This window comes from Microbacterium sp. Nx66 (assembly GCF_904066215.1).
GTDB lineage: Bacteria > Actinomycetota > Actinomycetes > Actinomycetales > Microbacteriaceae > Microbacterium > Microbacterium meiriae.
Genome location: NZ_LR880474.1, coordinates 704159 through 727613 on the forward strand (window position 1 = coordinate 704159; position 23455 = coordinate 727613).

The 23455-nt window shown below is 70.0% G+C and carries 21 protein-coding genes; 15 read left to right on the top strand and 6 right to left on the bottom strand.

Annotated features, from left to right (window positions below; translation table 11 throughout):
- Positions 1-19: 19 nt before the first annotated feature.
- Together MICNX66_RS03275 and MICNX66_RS03280 are read right to left on the bottom strand one after the other, a co-directional pair.
- Positions 20-709: a TetR family transcriptional regulator gene (locus MICNX66_RS03275; protein WP_232089178.1), complete on the bottom strand. Its 690-nt coding sequence runs from the start codon at positions 707-709 to the stop codon at positions 20-22.
- A gap of 100 nt (positions 710-809) precedes the next feature.
- The gene (locus MICNX66_RS03280; protein WP_232089264.1) at positions 810-2255 is read right to left on the bottom strand and encodes an alanine/glycine:cation symporter family protein; all 1446 of its coding nucleotides are present in this window, start codon (positions 2253-2255) and stop codon (positions 810-812) included.
- A 224-nt stretch (positions 2256-2479) separates the two neighbouring features.
- Here MICNX66_RS03280 and MICNX66_RS03285 point away from each other — a divergent pair, with 224 nt between their 5' ends.
- The gene (locus MICNX66_RS03285) at positions 2480-3526 is read left to right on the top strand and encodes an NAD(P)-dependent alcohol dehydrogenase (RefSeq protein WP_187663268.1); all 1047 of its coding nucleotides are present in this window, start codon (positions 2480-2482) and stop codon (positions 3524-3526) included.
- A gap of 61 nt (positions 3527-3587) precedes the next feature.
- On the opposite strand, the gene MICNX66_RS03290 is transcribed toward MICNX66_RS03285, so the two are convergent.
- Positions 3588-4181 (bottom strand): TetR/AcrR family transcriptional regulator, encoded by a 594-nt coding sequence (locus tag MICNX66_RS03290; protein ID WP_187663269.1) that lies wholly within the window; start codon positions 4179-4181, stop codon positions 3588-3590.
- A gap of 99 nt (positions 4182-4280) precedes the next feature.
- On the opposite strand from MICNX66_RS03290, the gene MICNX66_RS03295 reads away from it, so the two are divergent.
- The 3 genes from MICNX66_RS03295 to MICNX66_RS03305 all read left to right on the top strand — a co-directional run bounded on the left by MICNX66_RS03295 (position 4281) and on the right by MICNX66_RS03305 (position 6501).
- Positions 4281-4670 carry a DUF1304 domain-containing protein gene (locus tag MICNX66_RS03295; protein WP_187663270.1) on the top strand — a complete coding sequence of 130 codons (390 nt, stop codon included), beginning with the start codon at positions 4281-4283 and terminating at the stop codon, positions 4668-4670.
- A gap of 40 nt (positions 4671-4710) precedes the next feature.
- Positions 4711-5733, top strand: a complete 1023-nt coding sequence (locus MICNX66_RS03300) for an NADP-dependent oxidoreductase (RefSeq protein ID WP_187663271.1) — start codon at positions 4711-4713, stop codon at positions 5731-5733.
- A 120-nt stretch (positions 5734-5853) separates the two neighbouring features.
- Entirely contained in the window at positions 5854-6501 is a 648-nt protein-coding gene (locus tag MICNX66_RS03305; protein ID WP_187663272.1) for a GntR family transcriptional regulator, read from the top strand.
- Positions 6502-6560: 59 nt separating this feature from the next.
- Here MICNX66_RS03305 and aspS read toward each other — a convergent pair whose 3' ends face one another.
- Positions 6561-7862 carry an aspartate--tRNA(Asn) ligase gene (gene aspS, locus MICNX66_RS03310; RefSeq protein ID WP_187663273.1) on the bottom strand — a complete coding sequence of 434 codons (1302 nt, stop codon included), beginning with the start codon at positions 7860-7862 and terminating at the stop codon, positions 6561-6563.
- A 357-nt stretch (positions 7863-8219) separates the two neighbouring features.
- On the opposite strand from aspS, the gene MICNX66_RS03315 reads away from it, so the two are divergent.
- Both MICNX66_RS03315 and MICNX66_RS03320 read left to right on the top strand, forming a co-directional pair.
- Positions 8220-9239: a TerC family protein gene (locus tag MICNX66_RS03315; protein ID WP_187663274.1), complete on the top strand. Its 1020-nt coding sequence runs from the start codon at positions 8220-8222 to the stop codon at positions 9237-9239.
- A gap of 94 nt (positions 9240-9333) precedes the next feature.
- Positions 9334-10626 (top strand): hemolysin family protein, encoded by a 1293-nt coding sequence (locus tag MICNX66_RS03320; protein WP_187663275.1) that lies wholly within the window; start codon positions 9334-9336, stop codon positions 10624-10626.
- Between the two features lie 24 nt (positions 10627-10650).
- On the opposite strand, the gene MICNX66_RS03325 is transcribed toward MICNX66_RS03320, so the two are convergent.
- Both MICNX66_RS03325 and MICNX66_RS03330 read right to left on the bottom strand, forming a co-directional pair.
- On the bottom strand, positions 10651-11553 hold the full coding sequence (locus tag MICNX66_RS03325) for an arginase family protein (protein ID WP_187663276.1): 903 nt from the start codon (positions 11551-11553) through the stop codon (positions 10651-10653).
- Between the two features lie 37 nt (positions 11554-11590).
- Positions 11591-12130, bottom strand: a complete 540-nt coding sequence (locus tag MICNX66_RS03330; RefSeq protein ID WP_187663277.1) for a small multidrug efflux protein — start codon at positions 12128-12130, stop codon at positions 11591-11593.
- A 156-nt stretch (positions 12131-12286) separates the two neighbouring features.
- Between MICNX66_RS03330 and MICNX66_RS03335 the strand changes: the two genes are divergently transcribed.
- From MICNX66_RS03335 to MICNX66_RS03375, 9 genes are all read left to right on the top strand, one after another.
- Complete coding sequence (locus tag MICNX66_RS03335; protein WP_232089179.1) at positions 12287-13480, top strand: sensor histidine kinase; 1194 nt, start codon at positions 12287-12289, stop codon at positions 13478-13480.
- Positions 13477-14079 (top strand): response regulator transcription factor, encoded by a 603-nt coding sequence (locus MICNX66_RS03340; protein ID WP_187663279.1) that lies wholly within the window; start codon positions 13477-13479, stop codon positions 14077-14079. Before MICNX66_RS03335 ends, MICNX66_RS03340 begins: the two co-directional genes overlap by 4 nt.
- Positions 14080-14154: 75 nt before the next feature.
- A complete protein-coding gene (thrC, locus tag MICNX66_RS03345) occupies positions 14155-15558 on the top strand; it encodes a threonine synthase (RefSeq protein ID WP_187663280.1) in 1404 nt (467 codons plus the stop codon).
- Positions 15559-15767: 209 nt separating this feature from the next.
- Positions 15768-17108, top strand: coding sequence for a purine-cytosine permease family protein (locus tag MICNX66_RS03350; protein ID WP_187663281.1), 1341 nt, complete (start codon positions 15768-15770; stop codon positions 17106-17108).
- Between the two features lie 43 nt (positions 17109-17151).
- The gene (locus MICNX66_RS03355; RefSeq protein ID WP_187663282.1) at positions 17152-18699 is read left to right on the top strand and encodes a hydantoinase/oxoprolinase N-terminal domain-containing protein; all 1548 of its coding nucleotides are present in this window, start codon (positions 17152-17154) and stop codon (positions 18697-18699) included.
- Position 18700: 1 nt separating this feature from the next.
- A complete protein-coding gene (locus MICNX66_RS03360) occupies positions 18701-19801 on the top strand; it encodes a DUF917 domain-containing protein (RefSeq protein ID WP_187663283.1) in 1101 nt (366 codons plus the stop codon).
- Complete coding sequence (locus MICNX66_RS03365) at positions 19798-20901, top strand: DUF917 domain-containing protein (RefSeq protein WP_187663284.1); 1104 nt, start codon at positions 19798-19800, stop codon at positions 20899-20901. The genes MICNX66_RS03360 and MICNX66_RS03365 overlap by 4 nt, the downstream gene beginning before the upstream one ends.
- A gap of 10 nt (positions 20902-20911) precedes the next feature.
- Positions 20912-21940: an S-methyl thiohydantoin desulfurase domain-containing protein gene (locus tag MICNX66_RS03370; RefSeq protein ID WP_187663285.1), complete on the top strand. Its 1029-nt coding sequence runs from the start codon at positions 20912-20914 to the stop codon at positions 21938-21940.
- Positions 21937-23451, top strand: a complete 1515-nt coding sequence (locus tag MICNX66_RS03375; RefSeq protein WP_187663286.1) for a helix-turn-helix domain-containing protein — start codon at positions 21937-21939, stop codon at positions 23449-23451. Before MICNX66_RS03370 ends, MICNX66_RS03375 begins: the two co-directional genes overlap by 4 nt.
- Positions 23452-23455: the final 4 nt, after the last annotated feature.

A 23455-nucleotide genomic window follows, 5' to 3' on the forward strand; every position in this document is an offset into this window, starting at 1 on the left:
ACCAGGTTCGGAGATCTCGTCAGCGGGGAGGATCCGGGTCCTGATTCGGGTCGTTCTCCCCCTTGTCCGAGGAGGGCCCGCTGCTTCTGGCGAGCGCTTCCTTCGCGGCGACGAGCAGATGGTCGTCGGCGTAGAGCCCGTGCGTGTAGAGCTCCAGCACGGGAATGGTCGAGCGTTCCAGCAGCGATGTCGTCAGCGTGCTCTCTCCGAAGGCGCGCGCGAGGTGCCGCCGCAGGATGACGGGACCGAGACCATAGAGAGTCATGTACACGGCAGTGGCTTCCAGGTCGGACTGCTCGCGCATCGTGCCCGCGGCGATCTGTTCGCGCAGCATCTCTCTGGTGCTGGCGAGGAACATGTCGAAGAGGTGGTCGGACGCGGCGGAGTCGTCGAGGAGCATCCGGGCGAGGTAGTCCAGTGCGACATTGCGACCCTCTAACGAGTCCAACGCCTCCCGCATCAGGCGCGCGGCGTCGGCACCCGTCATGCCGTCTCGCTCGGCGAGGAAAGTGCTCACGACGTGCGCGTCGCACACGTCGCGCAGTCCTTCCTTGCTTCCGAAGTGGTGCAGGATCAGCGCCGGGCTCACGCCCGCATCCTGCGCGATCTGCCGCAGACTCGTGCCGTCGAATCCGCGCTCGCTGAACCGGACGATCGCGGCGTCGCGAATGCGCGCCCTGGTGGTGAGGTCGTCGGCTCCTGAACGCATAGTCAGCATGCTAAACGAGCGTTCAGTCCGGGGCAAGAGTCAGGTCATCTCCGTTCCGTCGGTCTCGCAGACCGAGCGTCTGAGGCGGCGATGGATGTGGTCATCGCCGACGCGACGCGGGGAGATCGATCGGCCCCGTGACCGACAACTCGTCCTCCCAGACCTCGATCCCGCTGACCTCGGGAAGACGTGCCCTCGTGAAGACCGGGTCCAGCCCTTCTCGTCGTTGCTGGGTGTAGTCCTTCAACAGCTTGAAGGCGATTCCGGACAGCAGCGCGATCGCGACGAGGTTGACGAGGGCCATGAATCCCATCGCGCCGTCGGCGAAGTTCCACACGACATCGGCGGAGACGAGGGCCCCAGCGAACACTGCGGCGATCGCGAAAAGACGATAGCCGAGCAGGACTCCGGTGCGGGAGGTGATGAACTCCACGTTGGTCTGCCCGTAGTAGTAGTTGCCGAGGATCGAGCTGAACGCGAGCAGGAAGATGATGACGATCAGGAGGATGTTCGACCAGGTGCCCAGCGCGCTGACGACCGCGCCCTGCGTCAGCCCGATGCCGCGTTCGGCGCCGGCCAGGTCTGGAACCGAGACCAGGATGATGAACGCGGTGATCGAGCAGACGAGGAAGGTGTCGAAGTACACGCCCAGCGTCTGCACGAGACCTTGTTTGACCGGGTGCGTCACCGCCGCGCTCGCTCCTGCGTTGGGGGCCGACCCCAGTCCGGCTTCGTTGGAGAACATCCCCCTCTTGACGCCGGTGAGGATGATGTAGCCGAGCGCTGCGCCGACGACCTCGTTCGGGCCGAAGGCTTCGAGGAAGATCGTGGCGAAGACTCCGGGAAGGCGCTCGATGTGCATCGCGACGATCACCACGCCGAGAAGCAGATACAGCAGTGCCATGATCGGGACCAGCGTCTGGGTGACGGAGGCGATGCGGCGCACGCCCCCGAAGATGACGAGCCCCATGAGCAGTGCGAGTGCGCCGCCGGTGACCCACGGCAGCCAGGCAGCAGACTCTCCGCCGAGGCTGCCCGCGATCGTCGCCTGGATGGTGTTCGCCTGCAACGAGCTGAAAGCGATGGGGAAGCAGATGATGAGGATGACGGCGAAAAGCACGCCCATCCATCGCGCTCCGAGTCCGCGTTGCATGTAGTAGGCGGGGCCGCCGATGAACCCGTCCCTATCGCGCCTCTTGTACAGCTGTGCCAGCGAGGACTCGATGAACGCGGACGCTCCACCGATGAATGCCATCAGCCACATCCAGAAGACCGCGCCGGGACCGCCGATCGCGATCGCGGTTCCCACTCCCGCGATGTTGCCGACGCCCACTCGTGAAGCGGCGGAGATGGTGAATGCCTGAAAGGAGGAGACCGATTGAGGCTCGCCGCTCTCCGTGCGGGGCGTTCGATCCTTCAGAGTGCGGAACATCTCCGGAATCAAACGGAACTGCACGACGCCCGAGCGAATCGTGAAGTAGAGCCCGAGGAGGACGACGATCGGAAGGACGATCCATGTCCACAGGTTGTCGCCCCAGGTCAGCAGTCACTCGTTAACAGCATCCATCCGCACAGTATGGCGACGTCGACGCCGGCTCACCAGGCTGAGAAAAATCCAGGAGCTGAGAAGCTGCCGGGTCCGCCGGTGTCTTCCCGCCCGGCGGAAGACGAGGAAGGTCCCGATCGGGCGGATACTGGAAGGGACGGTATCGAGAGCCCCCGCCTCCGCACCGCGCGGCAGACCTCTCGAACGCCAGGAAGAAGATGCTCATGAAAGCTCTCCGCTACGTCGAGATCGGCAAGCCCCCGGTGGTGGTCGACATCCCGATTCCGAAGCCCGGCCCCGGCCAGGTCCTGCTCAAGATCACCGCGGGTGGTGTCTGCCACTCCGACGACTACGTCATGGGCCTCCCCGAGAAGGACTACCACGAGCAGGGTTACCCGCTGCCGCTGACGCTCGGGCACGAAGGCGCCGGCATCGTGCACGAGATCGGCGAGGGCGTCGACTCGACGCTCAAGGTCGGGGATGCCGTGGCCGTCTACGGTCCGTGGGGCTGTGGTCGCTGCCACAACTGCTCGATGGGCAAGGAGAACTACTGCACGAACGCCGCCGCCGAGGGCATCCGTCCTCCGGGGCTGGGCAGCCAGGGCTCGATGGCCGAGTACATGATCGTCGACGACGCGCGCCACCTCGTGCTGCTCGGTGACCTCGACCCCGTGCAGAACGTCTCGCTGACCGACGCGGGTCTCACCCCGTACCACGCGATCAAGAACTCGCTTCCGAAGCTCGGCGCCGGCACGTTCGCCGTCGTGATCGGCACCGGCGGTCTCGGCCACGTCGGCATCCAGATCCTCAAGGCCATCTCGGGGGCCACGGTCATCGCCCTCGACGTGAACGACGAGAAGCTGAAGCTCGCCACCGAGGTGGGCGCCGATCACGTGCTGATCAGCGATGCATCGGCTGCCGAGAAGATCCGCGAGCTCACCGGCGGTCTCGGCGCGAACGCGGTGTTCGACTTCGTGGGCGCGAACCCGACGATCGCCCTGGCCCAGAGCGTGGCCGCGCTCGAAGCCGACATCACCATCGTGGGCATCGGCGGGGGCAGCATGACGCTCGGGTTCGGCTCGATCGCCTACGACGCCGCCGTGCGCATTCCCTACTGGGGCTCACGCGCCGAACTGATCGAGGTGCTGGACCTCGCCCGCGCCGGGAAGATCCACGTCCAGACCGAGAGCTACACGCTCGACGACGGCCCGAAGGCGTACGAGGACCTCGCGTCGAACAGTATCCGCGGACGCGCCGTCATCGTCCCCTGACGCCGGCCTCGAACGCCTGGGAGGGATCGCCCTCCCAGGCGTTCTCCGTTTCCGTGCGGCCTCAGGCGCGGCGTCGCCGGTCGGCGAGGAGGGCGAGCGCCGCGTCGATCGCACTCGCCGCGGCGTCGGGGGTCACGCGGACGAGGGCGAATGCGGAGACCACCAGACCCGTAGAGGCGTCCGCCAGGGTCGCGACTTCCGTTCCCGCGAGCTCGGGGAGGGCGGCCCGGACGCCGCGGGCGAACGCCGCACGGAGCTCCGCGCGATAGGAGGCGACGACCCGGGCGACCGCGTCGTCGGTGCCGATGGGGGCGGCGGCGGTGTTGACCAGCAGGCAGCCGCTCGTCGCCGGGAGGCTGCCGGCTGTCAGCAGTGCCGTACGCAGTCCGCCGAGGTAGGTCTCCAGAGCCTCCGGCGCCACGCTCTCACCCGTCAACGGGGCGAGGCGCGGGCGGATCACCTCGTCCAGATAGCTCTCGACGGCGGCGTCGAAGAGTCCGCGCTTGGAACCGAAGGCGTGATAGATGCTGGAACGACTGAGGCCGGTCGCGCGCTCGAGCTCCGGCAAGGGAGCGCTCTCGAAGCCGCGCTCCCAGAACACGCCGCGTGCCGCGCGGACCGCTTCCGCGGTGTCGAAGGTCTGTGTGCGCCCCATTCGCCGTGCTCCTGCCCCTTTTGTGAATCGCTCGATCCAGTATATATTGGAACGACCGATACAGAATGCGCGGCCTCGCCGCGTCGAAGGGGGACTGTCATGGTCATCGCCGGACTCGTGCTCGCAGGCATCGCAGCACTCGTGCACGTCTACATCTTCTGGCTCGAGTCGTTCGCCTGGACGAGCGCGCGCGCTCGCCGCACGTTCGGCACGGGCACGGCGGAGGAGGCCGCGCGACAGAAGGAGCTCGCGTTCAACCAGGGCTTCTACAACCTGTTCCTCGCGGTCGCCGTCCTCCTCGGCATCGTCCTCTTCGCCACGGGAGCGACGGCCGTCGGCGCGACTCTCGTCTTCACCGGCGCCGGATCGATGGTCGCCGCGAGCCTCGTGCTGCTGCTGTCGAGCCCCGACAAGGCGTCCGCCGCCCTGAAGCAGGGCGTCATCCCGGCGCTCGGCGTCATCGCGCTCGCCATCGGCCTCCTCGTCTGAGTCCGGCCGCAGCACCCCTAGATCCTCACGAAGGAGAGAAATGTCCCACGCCATCAGCACGCAGATCCAGCTCGCCCGCCGCCCCGAGGGGTGGCCGACCCACGACGACTTCCGCACCGTCGAGGTGGAGCTGAGCGATCCGGCGCCGGGGGAGGTGCGCGTGGCGAACGAGTTCGTCTCCGTCGACCCCTATATGCGCGGGCGGATGAACGACGTCCGCAGCTACGTCGCCCCCTACGCCCTCGACGAAGTCATCGCCGGTGGCGCCATCGGCCGGGTCGTCGCCTCTGCGGCGGACGACCTCCCCGTCGGCACCGTTGTGCTGCACCAGCACGGCTGGAGCGATGTCGTGCAGGCGGACGCGTCGACCTTCCGGGCCGTGCCCGAGGTGCCCGGCATGCCGCTGTCGCTGCGCCTGCACATCCTCGGCATGACCGGCCTCACCGCGTACGTCGGGCTCACCGCGATCGCCGGACTCGCCCCGGGCGACACCGTCTTCGTCTCCGGCGCCGCCGGTGCCGTCGGCACGGCTGTCGGTCAGATCGCGAAGCTCCTCGGCGCCGGCCGTGTCATCGGTTCGGCGGGATCGGCCGAGAAGGTCGCCCTGCTGACCGAGAAGTACGGCTACGACGCGGCGTTCAACTACAAGGACGGCCCGGTGCGCAAGCAGCTCGCCGGGCTCGCGCCCGAGGGCGTGGACGTGTTCTTCGACAACGTCGGCGGCGACCACCTCGAAGCCGCGCTCGACGTGATGAACGACGGCGGTCGGATCGCGCTGTGCGGCGCCATCACGAGCTACAACACCACCGAGCCCGTGCCCGGCCCCGACAACATGGCGAACATCATCACGCGCGGCCTCCGCCTCCAGGGATTCACCCTCGCGAACTACCTGCACCTCTCGCCGGAGTTCAGCGAGAAGATGACCCGCTGGTTCGCGGAGGGCCGCATCGCCTACGACGAGACCATCGTCGACGGCATCGAGAACACGGTCGACGCGTTCCTCGACATGATGCGCGGAGCCAACACGGGGAAGATGCTCGTGCGGGTCGCACCCTCCGCCTGACGTCCGAAGCGGGCCGCCCGCGCATTTGAGATATATTGCTTGAGACGTAGAACTTCACTCTCCATGACCCCCACTGGAGGCAGTGTGACACTCTCTGGCGGCCCCCTCGAACGCCGGTCGATGAGCGACGAGGCTTTCGTGCGCCTGCAGGATGCCATCATCAGCGGCGAACTCCAGCCCGGCGAGCGCCTGCGCGATTACGAACTCGCCGAACGCCTCGGCACCTCGAAGACGCCGATCCGTCATGCCCTCGACCGCCTGGCCGACAACGGCCTCGTCGAGATGCAGCGGAACCGGTACACCCGCGTGGCCCCGATCGATCTGGAGCGCGTGCGGAACGCGGTCGACCTGTTCGGCGACATCTGGATCGGCTCGGTCCGTCACGTCATGCCGGTCATCCAGGACGACGATGTGGCCTACCTCGTCGAGCTGGCCGACGACATGGCGGCGTCGGTGCAGGAGCGGGACATCATCGCGTTCGGGGCGGCGCTCCGCAGCGCGGCGACGGGCTTCGCCCGGATCGAGGGCAACGCCACGCGCGCCAACTCCATCGAGCGCCTCGGGCCGCAGATCCGTCGTTTCACCCAGCATGCGAAGGACGCCGTGGACTGGTCCGCCGTCGAGGAGTTCGTCGGCGCGATCCGCGAGGCGACGTCCGAACGGGACGCAGTCAAGACCCGGGCCGTCCTGGTGAGCTTCTTCGACGAGACGCTCCCCGCGATCATCGATCGGGCCGAGCAGTCGGGGCTGGCCGAGATCACGGAGTGATCCGCCGCTGACGAACGAGGGCGACCGCACACCGCGGTCGCCCTCGTCGCGTCCCGGGCCTACGGCGTGAGGCGATGGACGTCGCGCGGGAACAGCGTCACCTCACGCACGTTGGTAGCCTCGACCAGTCGGCCGACCCAGCGCTCCAGTCCGATCGCGAAGCCGCCGTGCGGAGGCATCCCGTGCGCGAACGCCTCGAGGTAGCCGGCGTACGCCGAGGGCGACTCGCCCCGAGCTTCGATCGCCGCGATGACCTCGCTGTGCCGATGCAGCCGCTGTCCGCCGGTCACGAGTTCCAGACCGCGGAACAGGAGGTCGAAGCTGTTGCTCCCCTCCGTGTCGTCGGGCTGCGGATGCGTGTAGAACGGGCGCTTGCGCATCGGGTATCCCTCGACGGCCAGCACGTCGCTGCCGAACTCCTCCTTCGCCCACGCCCCGAGCGTCCGCTCGTGTGCGGGGGAGAGGTCGGGCTCGTCGGCCGGAGCACCGACCCGGCGCAGCGCATCCCGGAAGTGCACGACGGGGATGTCCTCGGGGATGACGGGGAGCGTCACGTCGAGCAGCGCGAGTTCCTCCGCGGCGTCGGTACGGATGCCGTCGAGCATGCCACGCAGCACGTGGCCGAGGAGGCGCAGGACGTCGCGGTGGTCGCGGATGAACCCGAACTCGACGTCCAGCGACACGTACTCCGAGAGGTGCCGCACGGTGTCGTGCGGCTCGGCGCGGAAGACGGGACCCACCTCATAGACGCGCTCGAACACCCCCACCAGCTGCTGCTTGTAGAACTGCGGACTCTGCGCGAGATATCCGGTCCTGCCGAAGTAGTCGACCGGGAACACGTTCGCTCCCGACTCCGTCACGGTGTCGACGATCTTCGGGGTCTGCACCTCGGTGAAGTCCGCGGCGTCGAGCACCCGGCGGAACGCGCGCACGCTCGCCGCGGCGATCTGCCAGGTCGCGCGGCGTGCCGGATGGCGCCAGGTCACCGCGGCGTGGTCGAGCAGCGTCGGCAGACTCGTTTCGAGTGTCGGACGCCACAGTTCCACGACCGGCGGTGCGGCCGGCTCCGACAGGCTCTCGATCTGCGGGTCGACGATCTCGACGCCGCCCGGGGCCTGCGGGTTCGCGGCGACGGTCCCCGTCACGCGGACGACCGTCTCCTCCGGAGGGAGCCCGCCGGCCGGAGCCTGCGCGGGGCGGACGACGACCTGTGCGAGTCCGGAACGGTCGCGGATGATCAGGAACGCGACGGTGGCGAGCTCCCTCCGGCGGTGGACATGGCCGAGCAGCGTGACGCGGTGGTCGGGGGCGGCCTCGGCGAGCTCCGCGGCGAGCGTGCGGGCGGGGTCGGGTGATCTCATTTCTCCTCCAGGTTGTGGGAGCCCTGGAGGTGTGGGCGGGGGCCAGATCGCGGTGCCACCACACCTTCGCCGGTGAGAAGCCGGCCTCTCGTCGGTACGCCGGACGCGCGGGGACCGCCTGCCCGGAGGCCGGAGGTCGTCACGCTCCGGCGGTCGCCGCGTCCAGTCTAGGGGCGCTCTCGGCAGATCCACAGAATCCCGCGGGCACCGTCTCGTACCCTGGATTATCCAAGGGGAGTACTCCGACACGGTCGGGTCGTCATTACGGATGCGTCTGCATCCCGGCCCACCGGTCCCGCTCGGCGGGATGGGGAAGACTTTGGCGCTGTTCCGTCACGCCCGAGTCTGGAGTACCCGTTGGAAATCACCCCCTTGATCTGGGTCATCACGATCGCGGTCACCATCGCGTTCTTCGTGTACGAGTTCTTCGCGCACGTCCGCAAGCCGCACGAGCCGAGCATCGGCGAGTCCGCACGCTGGTCGATCTTCTACATCAGCCTCGCGCTGCTCTTCGGCGTGGGCATCGGCATGGTGTCCGGCTGGACGTACGGCGGCGAGTACTTCGCCGGCTACCTCACCGAGAAGGCGCTGTCGATCGACAACCTCTTCGTGTTCCTCATCGTGATGACGGGCTTCGCGGTGCCGAAGATCTATCAGCAGAAGGTGCTGATGATCGGCATCGTGATCGCGCTGATCCTCCGCGGCATCTTCATCGCGGTCGGCGCGACCCTCATCGAGAACTTCTCCTGGATCTTCTACGTCTTCGGCGCGCTGCTGCTCTTCCTCGCGTACCGCCAGGCCTTCAGCAGCCACGAGAGCAACCCTGCGAACGGTCGCTTCATGACCTTCGTCCGCCGCCACCTCCCCGTCAGCGAGGAGTACAACGGCGACAAGCTCACGGTCGTCCAGAAGGGCAAGCGCTACGTCACGCCGATGCTGCTGACGATCATCGCGATCGGTTTCATCGACCTCGTCTTCGCCGTCGACTCGATCCCCGCCATCTACGGCCTCACGGACGAGGCGTACATCGTGTTCACCGCGAATGCGTTCGCTCTGATGGGTCTGCGTCAGCTGTACTTCCTCATCGGCGGCCTGCTCGAGCGCCTGGTCTACCTGGCTCAGGGCCTCGCCGTCATCCTCGCGTTCATCGGTGTGAAGCTCGTGCTGCATGCCCTGCACGTCAACGAGGTGCCGTTCATCAACGGCGGCGAGCCGATGCTGTGGGCGCCCGAGATCCCGATCTGGTTCTCGCTGCTGTTCATCGCCGCCACGATCGCGGTCGCCACCGTCGCGAGCCTGATGAAGACGCGCCGGCACCACAACACCCTCTCTTCCCCGACCGATTCCACCCCCACCATCGACAAGGAGCACTCTTGAGCGCGCAGCGCTGTTCTGACTCTTCGGACTCTGACAGTACGAGCACCCGGTTCATCCCGGGTGCTCACCCCGCCACCGAGGAGGTCGCCCGCTGATGGGCGATCTGCTCTGGAACATCGCCCTCGTCCTGCTCTTCGTGCTGATCGGTGGTGTCTTCGCTGCGACGGAGATGGCGCTGGTCACGCTCCGTGAGAGCCAGCTCAACGCGATCGCCGCTCGTGGCCGTCGCGGGGCGAAGGTCGCCGCTTTGGCCCGCAACCCCAACACCTTCCTCTCGGCGGTGCAGATCGGCGTGACCGTGGCGGGCTTCGCGTCCGCCGCCTATGGGGCGACCTCGATCGCGCCGTCCGTCGCGCCGCTGCTGGAGAGCTGGGGCGTCGCACCTCCGCTCGCGATGACCCTCGCCACGATCGTGCTCACGCTGATCATCGCCTACCTGTCGCTCGTGCTCGGCGAGCTCGTGCCGAAGCGGCTCGCGATCCAGCGCAACGCGCAGTTCGCGTATGCGGTGGCGCCGGCGCTGAACGGCTTCGCGACCGTCATGCGTCCGGTGATCTGGCTGCTGTCGGTCTCGACGAACGCCCTCGTCCGCGTGCTCGGCGGCGACCCGCACAAGACGAGCGACGAGCTCACCGATGAGGAGGTGCGCGATATCGTGGCGACCCACCAGGGCCTCCCCGACGACGAGCGCCGCATCCTCGACGACGTGCTCTCGCTGCGTGGGCGCCAGGTGAGCGAGGTCATGCGCCCGCGACCGGAGGTCGTGGCGCTGGACGAGGCTGCCACGGTCGGGGCGGCGGTGGAGCAGGTGCGCGAGCTGCCCTACTCCCGGTACCCGGTGTCGCAGACGTCGATCGACGACATCACCGGCTTCGTGCACGTACGTGACCTCTTCGAGGCTGCGGCGGACGACCCGGAGCGCCCGCTGCAGGGGCTCGTCCGCGACATCCCCTACATCCCGTCCACGGCGGGCGTGCTGCCGACTCTGACCCGCATGCGGGCGGAGGGACACCACATCGCGGTCGTCGTGGACGAGTACGGTGGCACCGACGGTCTGGTCACGCTGGAGGACCTCGTGGAGGAGGTCGTCGGTGAGATCTTCGACGAGTACGACGCCGAGGTGTTCCTCTCCGCCGACGACGGGCTGGACGGGCGCCTCAACCTGCAGGACTTCGAGGAGGCGACGGGGCTCGCGATGCCCCGTGGCTCCTCCGACACCATCGCCGGATTCGTCACGGAGCAGCTCGGACGGCTTGCCGTGGTCGGCGACACCGTCGAGGTCCCGGGTGCGACGATCCAGGTGGTCGAGATCGATCGCCGCCGCATCGCGCGGGTGCGGGTCTCGATGCAGACCGATCCGGCAGCGGGACGAGGCGCCGAGGACTGATGCGCGACCGGGTGGCGGAGTGCGTCAGTCGCGCGCCCCGCTGCCCAGCTCGCGCAGTCCGTCGTGGAGGACCTCGGTGAGGAGCCGCGCGTAGCGGCCATCCGGATCGAGGTCGGGATCGAACACGGTGATGCTGGCTCCGATCGCCCGCGGGGCGAGGGCGCGCAGGAGAGCGGTGAGCTCCGCCGCGTCGAGACCGCCGGGGTCAGGGCTGTCGACAGCAGGCATCACCGACGGGTCCAGCACATCGACGTCGAGTTGCAGCCAGTAGCGGCCGCCCGCGGACGCCGCGGTCTCGGCGGCGACCGCATCCGCTCCTCGCGCCAGCACATCGGCCGCAGGTGTGACACGTGCGAGGAGACTGCGGACCTCCGCCTGCTCCTCGTCATCATCACGGTGCCCGATGTGGGCCGTGCCAGCGGGGGAGAAGTACGGCGCGAGCCCCTCGATGTCGGCGATGGCCGGCCAGTGCGCGCCGACGGCGGCCGCCAGCGCTTCGCCCGCCACGCTCGCGCACTCGTCGCTGTTGCCCGGGTGGCGGAAGTCGGTGTGTCCGTCGATGTGCACCAGGCCGGCCCCGCCGCGGCGCTTCACCGCGATCCCGGCGGCGACGAGGATGCCGCAGTCGCCGCCGATCACGAGCGGGGCGCGGCCCTCATCGAGGGCCTCGCCGATACGTGACGCCAGGCGGAGGGAGTGGTCGACGAAAGCGGCCTCGTTGCGCACCCGGTCGGCGGGCCGGGTCGCGTCGTCGTCCACGTAGCGCCCGGCCAGCACGATGCCGCCGTCAGTCGCTCCCCGGTCGGTGAAGCGCCGGAACAGCCCCGCTTCGCGGAACGCTTCCGGCGCCTTCGCGGAGCCGGGCACGCTGCCGGGCTCCGGTGGGCGCAGGCCGAGATTGCTGGGGGCCGACAGCAGTGTGATCATGCGCTCATCCTGCACCGGGCGTCCGACATCTCGACGCTCAGCGGATGGCGTAGACGGCGCTGCCGACGATCACCGCGATGACGGTCGTCCAGCCGATGATCGCGACGGCCTGCCACACGAGGATGCGCCCCTTGCCGATGCCGGACGCGGCCAACATGGTGGCGGTGAAGTGGGTCGGCAGCAGCAGCGGTCCCAGCAGGCTCACCCCGGGGACGCCGTAGCGCTCGAAAGCGCGCTGGAACTTCTCGCGGCGGGCGGACCCGCGTCCGGTCTCCGCCGGGACGCCGTCGGCCTCCAGGCTCGTGCCGCCCACCGTCACCGGCTGCTTCGCCCGCGAGCGGTCCACGATGGCCCGGCGGGCGCCCGCGCTGGCGAGCACCAGGATCGCGACGCAGAGGAAGTTGCCGACCATCGCGGCGATGGCGGCGACCACGGGCGGGATGCCTCCGAGGATGCCGATGCTCGCGGCGCCCTCGCCCTCGACGAAGGGGACCGCCCCGGCGAGGGCGACGATGAGCGGCTGGACGAGGTCGGGGACCTGGGCGACGAGGTTCTGGAAGGTCTCGATGAGGTTCATGGGGGAAGCTCCGGGTGTCGGTGCGGACGGTCTCTCCGTCGCGATGACCCCAGTCCAGTCGAAGCGGCCCCGGCGCGGCAGTGCCGCCGCGTCACCGCTCTCCATGCGGTTCGCACCGGATCCCGTGACATGTGTCACGCCTCTATCGTGGGGAGCGTGAGCAGTCCTTCCCCCGCCCTCTCCGATCCCGGCCCCGGTGCCCGCCAGCTCGCGCGGGGAATCACCGCCACCTGGTGGTACACGGTGGGTGGGGTGATCTTCATCGAGCTCATGCTGGTGGCGGCCTGGCTCGGCATCGCCGTGGCGCTGGATCGCTCGGGCGTCGCGCTGCTCGTCGTGGGAGCCGGGGGCGTGCTCTGGGCGGCGTCGACCGTCCTGCTGCTGGTCGACTACCGCCATCGCGTCGAATCCGGCCCCGGGGTGGGCTGGGCTCGCCTGGCCGTGCCGACCCTCGTCGCCCTGATCTACGGCGGCGCGGCGGGGGCTCTCGTCGGCAGTTGGCAGCTCGCCGCGATGCCGGTGGTGCAGGTCTTCGTGCTGGTGAGCTGGCCCCGCGGGATCCGGGTGCGGGTGGCCGTGGCGGCGACGGTCGTGCTCGTCGCTCTCGCGCTGCTCGACTCGACCACGACCTTCGGCTCCGGCGTCCCGGTGTGGGTGCCGGTGCTCTACGGAGTCATGCTCCCCGGGATGACCGTGAGCTCGCTGTGGTGGTGGGACGTGCTCATGGCCCTCGATCGGGCGCGGGCCTCGGAGGCGCGACTGGCGGCGACGCAGGAGCGCCTGCGCGTGGCGACCGACGTGCACGACCTCCAGGGGCATCATCTTCAGGTGATCGCCCTGCAGCTCGAACTGGCGGAGCGTCTGCTGCCCACCGATCCGCAGGCGGGGATGGAGCAGCTCCGTGCGGCCCGGGCGAGCGTGGACGACGCGCGGCAGGGCACCAGAGACCTCGCCACGCGGTTCCGCTCGGTACCGCTCGGCGATGAGCTGGCGAACGCCAGGGACCTGCTCACGGCCGCTGGGCTCATCGTGGATGCGCGGATCCACCCGGATGCGGACGCGGCGCCCGCGGCCGACCTCGGCCCCGTGATCCGGGAGACGACCACGAACGTCCTGCGGCACGGAGGCGGTGGTCACGCGCGCCTGATCCTCGAACGGACGAGGGATGCCTGGCGGTACGAGGTCGCCAACGACGCTGACCCCGCGTCCGAGGACGGGGCGGGCGGCTCCGGGCTCGACGGTGTCCGCCGGCGGATCGGCGAGGCGGGCGGCACGTACGAGCAGCGGAGGGACGCCGACGAGTTCGTCGTGACGGTCACCGTGCCAGCGCAGGCGGAGATCGTCCGATGATCCGGGTGCTGCTCGCCGACGACGAGGGGATGATCCGCTCCGCGCTCGCCGCTCTGCTGCGCCTCGAGGATGACATCGACGTCGTCGCGGAGTGCGCGGACGGCGAGGAGGCCGTCGCCGCCGCCACCCGGCTCGAACCTGACGTGTGCCTGCTCGATCTGGAGATGCCGGGGCTCGACGGCGTGCAGGTCGCCGAGAGACTCAACCGCACGATCCCCACCCGCTGCATCGTCGTCACCCGGCACGCGCGTCCAGGGGTGCTCCGGCGGGCGCTCGCCTCCGGCGTCTCGGGTTTCGTGCCCAAGTCGCGGGGCGCGGACGAGCTCGCCGCGATCATCCGCCGCGTCGCGGCCGGCGCCCGGTACGTCGATCCGGAGATCGCCGCGGATGCGCTGAGCGACGAGCGCTCGCCGCTCACGGACCGCGAACTGGACGTGCTCCGCGCCGGGCGCCGAGGGGAGACCACGGGACAGATCGCGCGGGCGCTGGCGCTGGCGCCGGGGACGGTGCGCAACCACATCTCCGTCATCCTCGGGAAGCTCTCGGTGAGCACCCGTCAGCAGGCCGTGCTCGTCGCCGAGGAGCGCGGCTGGATCTGACCGTCGTCACGCGTCCGTTTCGGTGGCCACGGCCTGCGAGAATGGAGGCGCCGAGTCCCGAGCCGAGGAGCACACGTGCCGTTCATCTCCACCCGCGGCGGCATGCAGCCGCAGTCGTTCAGCGAGACGCTGCTGGAGGGCCTGGCGCCCGACGGCGGTCTGGCCGTTCCCGATGTCATGCCGGAGGTCGACGGCGAGACGCTCGAGCGCTGGCGGGCGCTGACCTATCCGCAGCTCGCGACCGAGGTCCTCGGCCTCTTCGCGACCGACATCCCGCGAGAGGACCTCGCGCGGATGACGGCGGCGGCGTACGCGGACTTCCCGGACGGCGTGGTCCCGCTTCGTCGCGTGGACGACGACCTCACGCTGGTCGGCCTCTCCGAAGGCCCGACGCTGGCGTTCAAGGACATGGCCATGCAGTTCCTCGGGCAGGTGCTGGAGTACACGCTCGAGCGCCAGGGCGCAGTCCTCAACATCCTCGGCGCGACCTCGGGCGACACCGGCTCGGCTGCGGAGCACGCGCTGCGCGGCAAGGAGCGCGTCGCGGTGTTCATGCTCTCGCCGCAGGGCCGGATGAGCGCGTTCCAGCGGGCGCAGATGTTCTCGCTCGACGACGCGAACGTGCACAACATCGCGGTGGAGGGCGTCTTCGACGACTGCCAGAACCTCGTGAAGAAGCTCGCCGGCGACCTCGACTTCAAGCGCGCCCAGCACCTGGGGGCCGTGAACTCGATCAACCTCGCCCGCATCACCGCGCAGACCGTCTACTACTTCTGGGCATGGCTGCGCGCGACCGACGCCGGCGGCTGGACCGAGGTGTCGTTCACCGTCCCCTCGGGGAACTTCGGCAACATCCTCTCCGGGTTCTTCGCGAAGCAGATGGGACTGCCGATCCGGCGGCTCGTCCTGGCCGCGAACGAGAACAACGTGCTCGACGAGTTCTTCCGCACGGGGGTGTACCGCCCGCGTAGCGCCGCGCAGACACTGGCGACCTCGAGCCCGTCGATGGACATCTCGAAGGCGTCGAACCTCGAGCGGTTCATCTTCGAGCTCGTGGACCGCGACCCCGCGCGCGTCGTCGGCGCCTGGGACGACCTGGAGGCGCAGGGCTTCTTCGACTTCTCGGCCGAGCAGGCGCGCTTCACCGAGGAGTTCGGCATCGTGAGCGGCACCTCGACGCACGAGGACCGGCTCGCGACGATCCGGGACGTCTACGAGACCTCCGGCGAGGTGATCGACCCGCACACCGCCGACGGGGTGAAGGTCGCGCGGGAGTATGTGGAGCCCGGAGTGCCGATGCTCGTGCTGGAGACGGCCAAGCCGGAGAAGTTCGCCGAGACCATCCACGAGGCCATCGGGGTCGAGCTGGCGTACGCCCCCGAGCTCCGCGCCATGCTCGACGCCGCTCAGCACGTGACCGAGATGCCCGACGACGAGGACTCTCTCCGCGCCTTCATCGAGGCGAACGCTCTGCACTGATCCGCAAGACCCCGCTTTCGCGCCGAAACCCCCTGTCCCCGACGCCGGAGACAGGGGGTTTCGACGTGAAGCCGGGGTCTCGGCGAAAAGAGGAGGGGGTGGGCAGTATGCACAGGAGGAAGGGAGATCAGGGCGGAGTGCACATGTCGGGAAGGTGGCGGCGTGAGTACCGTGGCGGACAACCCGTTCCCTCCTCCCGAAGGACTCCCATGGCACGCACGGCGCACGCAGACGACTTCGCGCTCTCCCGAGTGACTCCCGAGGCCCGCAAACCCTGGTTCGGAATCGCCGTTCAGCGATTCGGGCAGGTCTCGGCCCTCTCGCAGTTCCTCCTCGGCGCGACCCTCGGTTACAGCATGACCTTCGGCGAGGCCGTCCTCGCCTTCCTCTTCGGCTCGCTCATCCTCGAAGTGATCATGTGCGTCGTCGGCTTCATCGGCCAGCGCGAGGGTTTGAACACGGCGCTCCTCGCCCGCTGGACCGGCTTCGGCGAGATCGGCGCCTCGCTCGTCGGCCTCGCGATCGGCATCAGCCTCATCGGCTGGTTCGGCATCCAGTCCGCGATCTCCGCGCAGTCGCTCGACGCGCTGATGCCCGGCGCGCTGCCCGTCTGGGCCTGGAGCCTCATCTTCGGCCTCGCCGTCACCGCGATCGTCGCCTTCGGCTTCGTCGGCATGCAGTGGCTCGCCAACATCACGGTGCCGCTGTTCCTCATCCTCGTGGGCTGGTCCGTCATCTCCGAGCTCACCCGCCACGACATCGGCGAACTGCTCACCGGCCCGGCGCCCGGCCCGACCATGAGCGTCTGGGCGGGAACCGGCATCGTCGCCGGGGGCCTCATCGTCGGCGCCATCATCACCGGCGACATGACCCGGTTCAACCGCTCGCGGGCCGACGTCGTCAAGCAGACGGTGCTCGGCGTCTCCCTCGGCGAATTCGTGATCGGACTCGCGGGCGTCCTCCTCGCCCACGCGGCGGCGACCGGCGACATCGTCGCGATCGTGACCTCGTCCGTCGGCTTCATCGGTCTGTTCATCGTCCTCACCGGCACGCTGAAGATCAACGACTGGAACCTGTACTCCTCCACTCTCGGCCTGGTGAACTTCATCTCCACCGCCTTCGGCAAGAACCTCCACCGTGTCACCACCACGATCGTCCTCGGAGTGGTCGGCTCGGTGCTGGCCGCCGTCGGCATCCTCGGTCAGTTCACCGAGTTCCTCGTCGTGCTCAGCGTCGCGTTCCCGCCGATCGCCGGGATCATGGTCGCCGAGTACTACGTGGTGCGCCGCTGGCGTCCCGAGCTCGACGCGACCCGTGCCGCGGGGACCCTGCCCGCCACCGCCCCGAGGATCGTCCCGGCCACGATCGTCGTCTGGCTGGTCTCCTCGCTGGTCGGCTACTTCGTGACCTGGGGCATCCCGTCGCTGCTCAGCCTCTTCCTGTCGATGGTGCTCTACACCGTCGCCGGCAAGCTCGGCTGGGTGCGCGGCGTCGGCGTCGCGACCACCCGGCAGGCGAGCCCCGTCGACAGCGCCCCCGCCGCGGTCTGAGCAGACGCGCCGGAAAAGAACCACCTCCACGAAAGCGAGCACCATGCACATCGGCATCGACGTCGGCGGCACCAACACCGACGCCGTCCTCATGGACGGCACCCGCACCCTGGCCGGGGTGAAGCACTCCACGACCCCGGACGTGACGAGCGGGATCGTCCAGGCCATCGAAGACCTCCGTGCGGGGCACTCCTTCGAGGGGGCCGACATCGACGCGGTGATGATCGGCACGACGCACTTCATCAATGCGCTCGTGCAGGCGAGCCGACTCGCTCCGGTCGCGGCCCTTCGACTCGGCCTGCCCGCGACGCGGGCCCTGCCGCCGCTGATCGACTGGCCGGAGGTTCTCGTCGCGGCCACCCGGGCGCGCAGCTACCTGGCGCACGGCGGCTACGAGTTCGACGGCCGTCCGATCTCGCCGCTCGACCCCGATGAGATCCGCGCGCACGCCGAGGACATGAAGGCGCACGGCATCCGGTCCGTCGCCATCTCGTCGGTGTTCAGCCCGGTCAACCACGACCTCGAAGTGCAGGCGGCCGAGATCGTCGCCTCGGTGCTGGGGGAGGACGCCGCCATCTCGTTGTCGCACGAGATCGGCCGCATCGGTCTGCTGGAGCGCGAGAACGCGACGATCATCAACGCCGCCCTCCGGGAGCTCGCGTCGGAGATCGTCGACGGGCTCACCTCGGCGGTCCGCGCGCAGGGCATCGAGGCGCCGATCTTCCTCAGCCAGAACGACGGCACGCTGATGGACGAGGACTACGTGCGCCGGTACCCGGTCGCCACGTTCGCGTCCGGACCGACGAACTCGATGCGTGGAGCCGCGGCCACGAGCGGACTCGTCGACTGCGCCGTCATCGACGTGGGCGGCACCACCGCCGACATCGGCCTGCTCATCAACGGCTTCCCGCGGGAGACGGCGAACGAGGTGAAGGTCGCCGGCATCCGCACGAACTTCCGGATGCCGGACGTGCTCTCCCTCGGCATCGGTGGCGGCAGCATCGTCGACGAGGAGACCGCCGAAGTCGGCCCGGCCTCGGTCGGCTACACGCTGACGACGGAGGCGCTGGTCTTCGGCGGCTCGACCCTCACGGCCACCGACATCGCGGTCGCCGCCGGTCGCGCGCTGGTGGGGGACCCCGCCAAGGTCGCGCACCTGGACCCCGCTTTCGTGGAGCGGGTGCTCGCCCGGATCGCGGAGCGGGTGGCGGAGGCGGTGGACCGCATGCGCACGTCGCCCGAGCCCATCGCGGTCGTGGCGGTCGGTGGCGGGTCCATCCTGCTGCCCGACGAGCTGCCCCTGTTCGGCACCGTGCATCGGCCGGAGAACTATGCGGTCGCCAACGCCATCGGCGCCTCGATCGCGCAGGTGGGTGGCGAGATCGACAAGGTCTACGCGATCGAGCCCGGCCGTCGCGATGAGACCATCGCCGAGGTGCGCGCGGAGGCCGTCGACAAGGCCATCGCGGCCGGTGCCAAGCCCGCGACCGTGACGATCATCGACTTCGACGAGGTCCCCATCCCGTATCTTCCCGGCAACGCCACGCGCATCCGCGTGAAGGCGGTCGGCGACCTCGACATGGGGGCCTGACATGAGCACCACGATCACCGCGGCCGACATCGACGGCCTCGCCCGCGGCGCGGCCGTGCTCGGCACCGGCGGGGGTGGCGACCCGTACATCGGCGCCCTCCTCGCCCGCCAGGCCCTCGCCTCCGGAGACGTCACGGTCGTGGCGCTCGACGAGGTGCCGGACGACGCCCTGGTGCTGTTCGTCGCGATGATGGGCGCGCCCACCGTCATGGTCGAGAAGCTGCCGAGCCTCGCGGAGGTCATCGAGCCGGTCAAGGCGCTCGGCGTCCACCTCGGCCGCCCGGTCACGCACATCGCCTGTGCCGAGGTCGGCGGGGTGAACTCGACGATCCCGATCGCCGCCGCCGCCGCGCTCGGGCTTCCGCTCGTCGATGCGGACGGCATGGGGCGCGCGTTCCCCGAACTGCAGATGGTGCTCCCGACGCTCTACGGCGTGACGGCCTCGCCGCTCGCCTTCAGCGACGAGAAGGGGAACACGGGCGTGCTGCAGACCGCCGACAACTCCTGGACCGAGCGCATCGCCCGTGTCGCGTGCGTCGAGATGGGCTGCTCCGTCATGATCTCCGGCTTCTCGATGTCTGGTGCCGCCGCACGTCAGTCGCTGGTGGCGGGATCGCTGTCCCGGTGCATCGACATCGGTCAGCGGATCGCGGAGGCCCGCGAGGCGAAGACCGACCCGGTCGCCGCTGTCGTCGAGCTTCTCGGCGGTCGCGAGCTGTTCGGCGGCAAGGTCGCCGACGTGAACCGGGCCACGACCACCGGCTTCGCGCGCGGCAGGGCACGGATCGATGGAGACGGCGGCACCTCGCTGACGCTGCAGTTCCAGAACGAGCACCTCGTCGCCGAAGCGGACGGACGGGTGCTGGCGACCACTCCGGACCTCATCATGGTCCTCGACGGCGAGTCGGGGGAGCCTGTCACGACCGAGGGGCTGCGCTACGGACAGCGCGTCCGCGTGATCGCCGCTCCGGCCGACGAGCGCTGGCACTCGGATGCGGCTCTCGCGATGGTCGGCCCGGGGTACTTCGGCTACGACATCCCGGCGCATCGCTTCGACGGCACGGTCTCCGCCGGAGACGCCGCGGCAGGGGCCGCCGCATGAGCTGGGAGCTGACGGCGGCGGACCTGCCCGACCTCGCCCGCGGTGCGACGCTGCTCGGCACCGGCGGCGGGGGCGACCCCTACATCGGCAAGATGCTGGTGGAGCGGGTGCTCGGCGACGGGACCATCACGATCCTCGATCCGGACGACCTCGCCGATGACCTCTTCGTGATCCCGACCGCGCAGATGGGGGCGCCGACCGTGATGGTCGAGAAGATCCCCGCCGGCACCGAGCCCACCCTCGCGCTGCGCACCCTGGAGGACCACCTCGGACGTCGGGCCGATGCGACCATGCCCATCGAATGCGGCGGGATCAACTCGATGATCCCGCTCATCGTCGCCGCGGAGACCGGACTGCCGGTCGTCGACGCGGACGGCATGGGACGCGCCTTCCCCGAGCTGTCCATGGAGACCTTCGCGGTGTACGGCGTCCACGGCTCGCCGCTCGCCCTCGCCGGAGAGCGCGGGGAGCGGGTCGTCATCGACACCGGGGAGGACGACCGCCAGATGGAGTGGCTCGCCCGGGGCATCACCATCCGGCTGGGTGGCGTCGGTCACATCGCCGAGTACGCCATGAGCGGCGCCGACGTGCGACGCACAGCGGTGCCGCGGACCATCTCGATGGCCCTCGCGCTGGGTCGGGCGATCCGCCTCGCCCGGGAGGAGCACCGCTCGCCGTTCGAGGCCATCGCCGCGACGCTGTCGACGACGCTCTACCCGCATATGCGCGAGCTCTGCGTCGGGAAGGTGATGGACGTCGAACGACGGACCACCGAGGGTTTCGCGAAGGGGCGGGCGGTCATCGCTCCGCTCGGTGCCGCGGAGGACGACACGTTCGAGATCGCGTTCCAGAACGAGAACCTCACCGCGCGGCGGGCTGGACGGCTCGTCGCGATCGTCCCCGATCTCATCTGCGTCGTCGACCACGAGACGGCCGAGCCCATCACCACGGAGGGCCTCCGGTACGGTCAGCGCGTCCGGGTGCTCGGCATCTCGACGCCGGCGATGATGCGCACCCCCGAGGCGCTGGCCGCCTTCGGGCCGTCGGCCTTCGGCCTGACCGAGGAGTTCGCTCCCGTCGAGGGGATGGCCGCGTCCTAGGCTGGATCCCATGAGGCTGGAGCGGGACGACCTGGAGGCGCTCGCCCGCGGGTATGCCCTGCTCGGCTCCGGCGGCGGCGGTTCCACGACGATGCTCGAACTCATCCTCGACACCACCGCAGGATGGCCCCTCGAGGTCGCGCCCGTGGATGCGCTCGATCCCGGCACGCCCTGTCTCGGCGTGGCCTTCGTCGGGTCGACGATGCTGCTCGGCGAGCGGATGCCCGGCGCCGCGCCCTTCGCCCCGCTGCTGCGGGCGGTGGAGCGGTGGCTCGGGCATCCCGTCCCGGCCGTGTGCTCCCTCGAGGGCGGCGGCATGAACGGCCTCGCGCCGCTCACCCTGGCCGGATCGCACACCGTGGTGGACGCCGACTGCACGGGGCGTGCGGTGCCGGGACTCGATCAGATGTCGCTATTCGTCGACCGCGTGCCGGGACTGGTCTTCGCGTGCGAGACCGGCGCCGACGGGGTGGCGCTGGTGGAGGCGACGAGGGCCATCGACGCGGAGCGTGTCGTGCGTTCGGCCATCATCCAGGCCGGGGGTGTCGGCTGCGCCGTGCTCGCCGGCTTCACCGTCGGCGACCTGCGGGAGCACGCCATCGCCGACCACCTCGCCCGCGCGCTCGCCCTCGGTCGCAGCTTCCTGGCGCACCGGTCGGCGCCGCTGCCGGTCCTGGCCGACGTGCTCGGCGGGACGCTGCTCGCCGAGGGTCGCATCGTGGCCGGTGCGTCCTCCGGCACCGATCCGCACGTGAACGCGGTCGAGATCGCCGGACTCGGCGGAGCGGTGCACCGGATCGTCACCCGTTCCGAGACGTTGGCGGTGCTCACCGACGGCCTGCTCGTCGCCGCGGCCCCCGAGATCATCGTGCTCCTGGATGCCGTGTCCCGGGAGATCCTCGAGGTCACCGAACTCGCCCCCGGGCGCACGGTGGCGGCCGTCGCCCTTCCCGCGCCGGAGTGGTGGAACGCCCGCCCTGAGCGGCGGGCCCGGGTCGTGCCTTCCGCCTACGGGCTCGTCGATCTGGACGCCGCGTGAACGACGCGCTCGCCCTGCGGGCCCTTCTGGCGCAGGAGGAGAACGGCGTCCTCCGTCATGTCGCCGGCCCGCGCGACGTCGGGTGGGACGCGGTCGTGGTGGAGGCTGCGGAGTCCGACCTGCCGGACGAAGGGGCCGCCCGGCTCGCCATCCTCACGGCGGGGGCACCGCTCGCCACCTGGCAGCAGGACGCGATGCTGCGCCGGGTGCGCGACCGCGGGTTCACCGGACTCGCGCTCCCCGGTGCCGCAGGCGTCGATCCCGGAGCGCTCCGCCTCGCGGACCGGATCGGTCTCGCCCTGCTCGACGTGGAGAGACCGGTCCAGCTCGCCCGCGCCTGCTGGATGCTCATCGAGGCGAGAGACGCCCTCACGCTCACACGGGTGCGGAAGGTCGCGCAGTCCTTCGAGTACGCCGCCGACGACCTCGGCGACCTGCTCGGACACCTCGCGGCGAACCTCGGTCTCGGCGTCGCCCTCGTCGACGCCGCGGGAGTGCTGCGTCAGGCCGGAGGACATCTGGGTGCCGACCTGCACGCGGCGATCCGCTTCGACTCGTGGAGCGATGGCGCCAGGGCGGGGGAGGGCGCGGCCGCCTCGGTGCGCGTGGACAGCCCCGGCCGGTCCGGTCTGCGCCTGGTCCTGTTCGGCGACGGCTTCGGAGAGGCGCAGCTGCAGTCGCTCCTGGTGGCCGCGGAGGTCGCAATGCCCGCGGTGGCCGCCCGCATCCTCATCGACGAGATCGCGGCCGTCAACGACGTCGCCGCGTCGTCCGGGCTGCTGCGGGACTTCGTCGAGCTCCGCGGAGCCGCCGATGCCGATGTCGAACGGCGCATGGCGGAGCGGGGGTGGCGCACCGGTGGGCATCACCTCGGGTTCCGCATGGTGGCGCGCAGCCGGGTGGAGCCGCTCGCGCTCCTTCGTGCGATCAGGCCGGGGCTCAGCGCGATCGACGCCGAGGCGCACGCGACCACCGCCGGTCGAGGCCTCAGCGGTTGGCTCTCCTTCGCCGAAGCCCCCGGTCCCGACCGCATCGAGCGGGCCGTGGCGGCGCTGCGCGACCTCCACCTCGCGGCCCTGCGCGACTTCGCGGTGGCGACCGGGGTGGGCTCGGCGCAGACCGGGCCGGAAGGACTGGCGGCGACCCTCGACGAGGCCGGCGACGCCGCACGGATCGCCGCCGCCCGGTCGGCGACCGGATGGTTCGTCCGCGTCGACAGCCTCGGGCTCGAACAGCTCCTGCTCGCCTGGACCGGGAACGACACCTTCGTCCCGGCCGCGCAGTCGCTGCTGGCACCCCTGGGGGAGGGGAACGGCGAGTTGCTCACGACGCTGTCGGCGTACCTCGACCATGAGTCAGGCATCGCGGCCACGGCGGCCGCTCTCGGGCTGCATCGCAACACGGTCGCCGTGCGGATCCGGCGGGTGCAGGAGCTCCTCGGGATCGACATGAGCGACCCCGAGGCGCGGCTGGCGTTGCACCTCGCGTGTCGCGCCGTGCTGCCGCGCTGAGCCC

Excerpts from the sequence above, each read along its gene's own strand:
- MICNX66_RS03275 (WP_232089178.1), bottom strand. The coding sequence starts at position 709 with ATGCGTTCAGGAGCCGACGACCTCACCACCAGGGCGCGCATTCGCGAC.
- MICNX66_RS03285 (WP_187663268.1), top strand. The coding sequence starts at position 2,480 with ATGAAAGCTCTCCGCTACGTCGAGATCGGCAAGCCCCCGGTGGTGGTC.
- MICNX66_RS03290 (WP_187663269.1), bottom strand. The coding sequence starts at position 4,181 with ATGGGGCGCACACAGACCTTCGACACCGCGGAAGCGGTCCGCGCGGCA.
- MICNX66_RS03295 (WP_187663270.1), top strand. The coding sequence starts at position 4,281 with ATGGTCATCGCCGGACTCGTGCTCGCAGGCATCGCAGCACTCGTGCAC.
- MICNX66_RS03300 (WP_187663271.1), top strand. The coding sequence starts at position 4,711 with ATGTCCCACGCCATCAGCACGCAGATCCAGCTCGCCCGCCGCCCCGAG.
- MICNX66_RS03305 (WP_187663272.1), top strand. The coding sequence starts at position 5,854 with ATGAGCGACGAGGCTTTCGTGCGCCTGCAGGATGCCATCATCAGCGGC.
- aspS (WP_187663273.1), bottom strand. The coding sequence starts at position 7,862 with ATGAGATCACCCGACCCCGCCCGCACGCTCGCCGCGGAGCTCGCCGAG.
- MICNX66_RS03320 (WP_187663275.1), top strand. The coding sequence starts at position 9,334 with ATGGGCGATCTGCTCTGGAACATCGCCCTCGTCCTGCTCTTCGTGCTG.
- MICNX66_RS03325 (WP_187663276.1), bottom strand. The coding sequence starts at position 11,553 with ATGATCACACTGCTGTCGGCCCCCAGCAATCTCGGCCTGCGCCCACCG.
- MICNX66_RS03330 (WP_187663277.1), bottom strand. The coding sequence starts at position 12,130 with ATGAACCTCATCGAGACCTTCCAGAACCTCGTCGCCCAGGTCCCCGAC.
- MICNX66_RS03340 (WP_187663279.1), top strand. The coding sequence starts at position 13,477 with ATGATCCGGGTGCTGCTCGCCGACGACGAGGGGATGATCCGCTCCGCG.
- MICNX66_RS03350 (WP_187663281.1), top strand. The coding sequence starts at position 15,768 with ATGGCACGCACGGCGCACGCAGACGACTTCGCGCTCTCCCGAGTGACT.
- MICNX66_RS03355 (WP_187663282.1), top strand. The coding sequence starts at position 17,152 with ATGCACATCGGCATCGACGTCGGCGGCACCAACACCGACGCCGTCCTC.
- MICNX66_RS03360 (WP_187663283.1), top strand. The coding sequence starts at position 18,701 with ATGAGCACCACGATCACCGCGGCCGACATCGACGGCCTCGCCCGCGGC.
- MICNX66_RS03365 (WP_187663284.1), top strand. The coding sequence starts at position 19,798 with ATGAGCTGGGAGCTGACGGCGGCGGACCTGCCCGACCTCGCCCGCGGT.
- MICNX66_RS03370 (WP_187663285.1), top strand. The coding sequence starts at position 20,912 with ATGAGGCTGGAGCGGGACGACCTGGAGGCGCTCGCCCGCGGGTATGCC.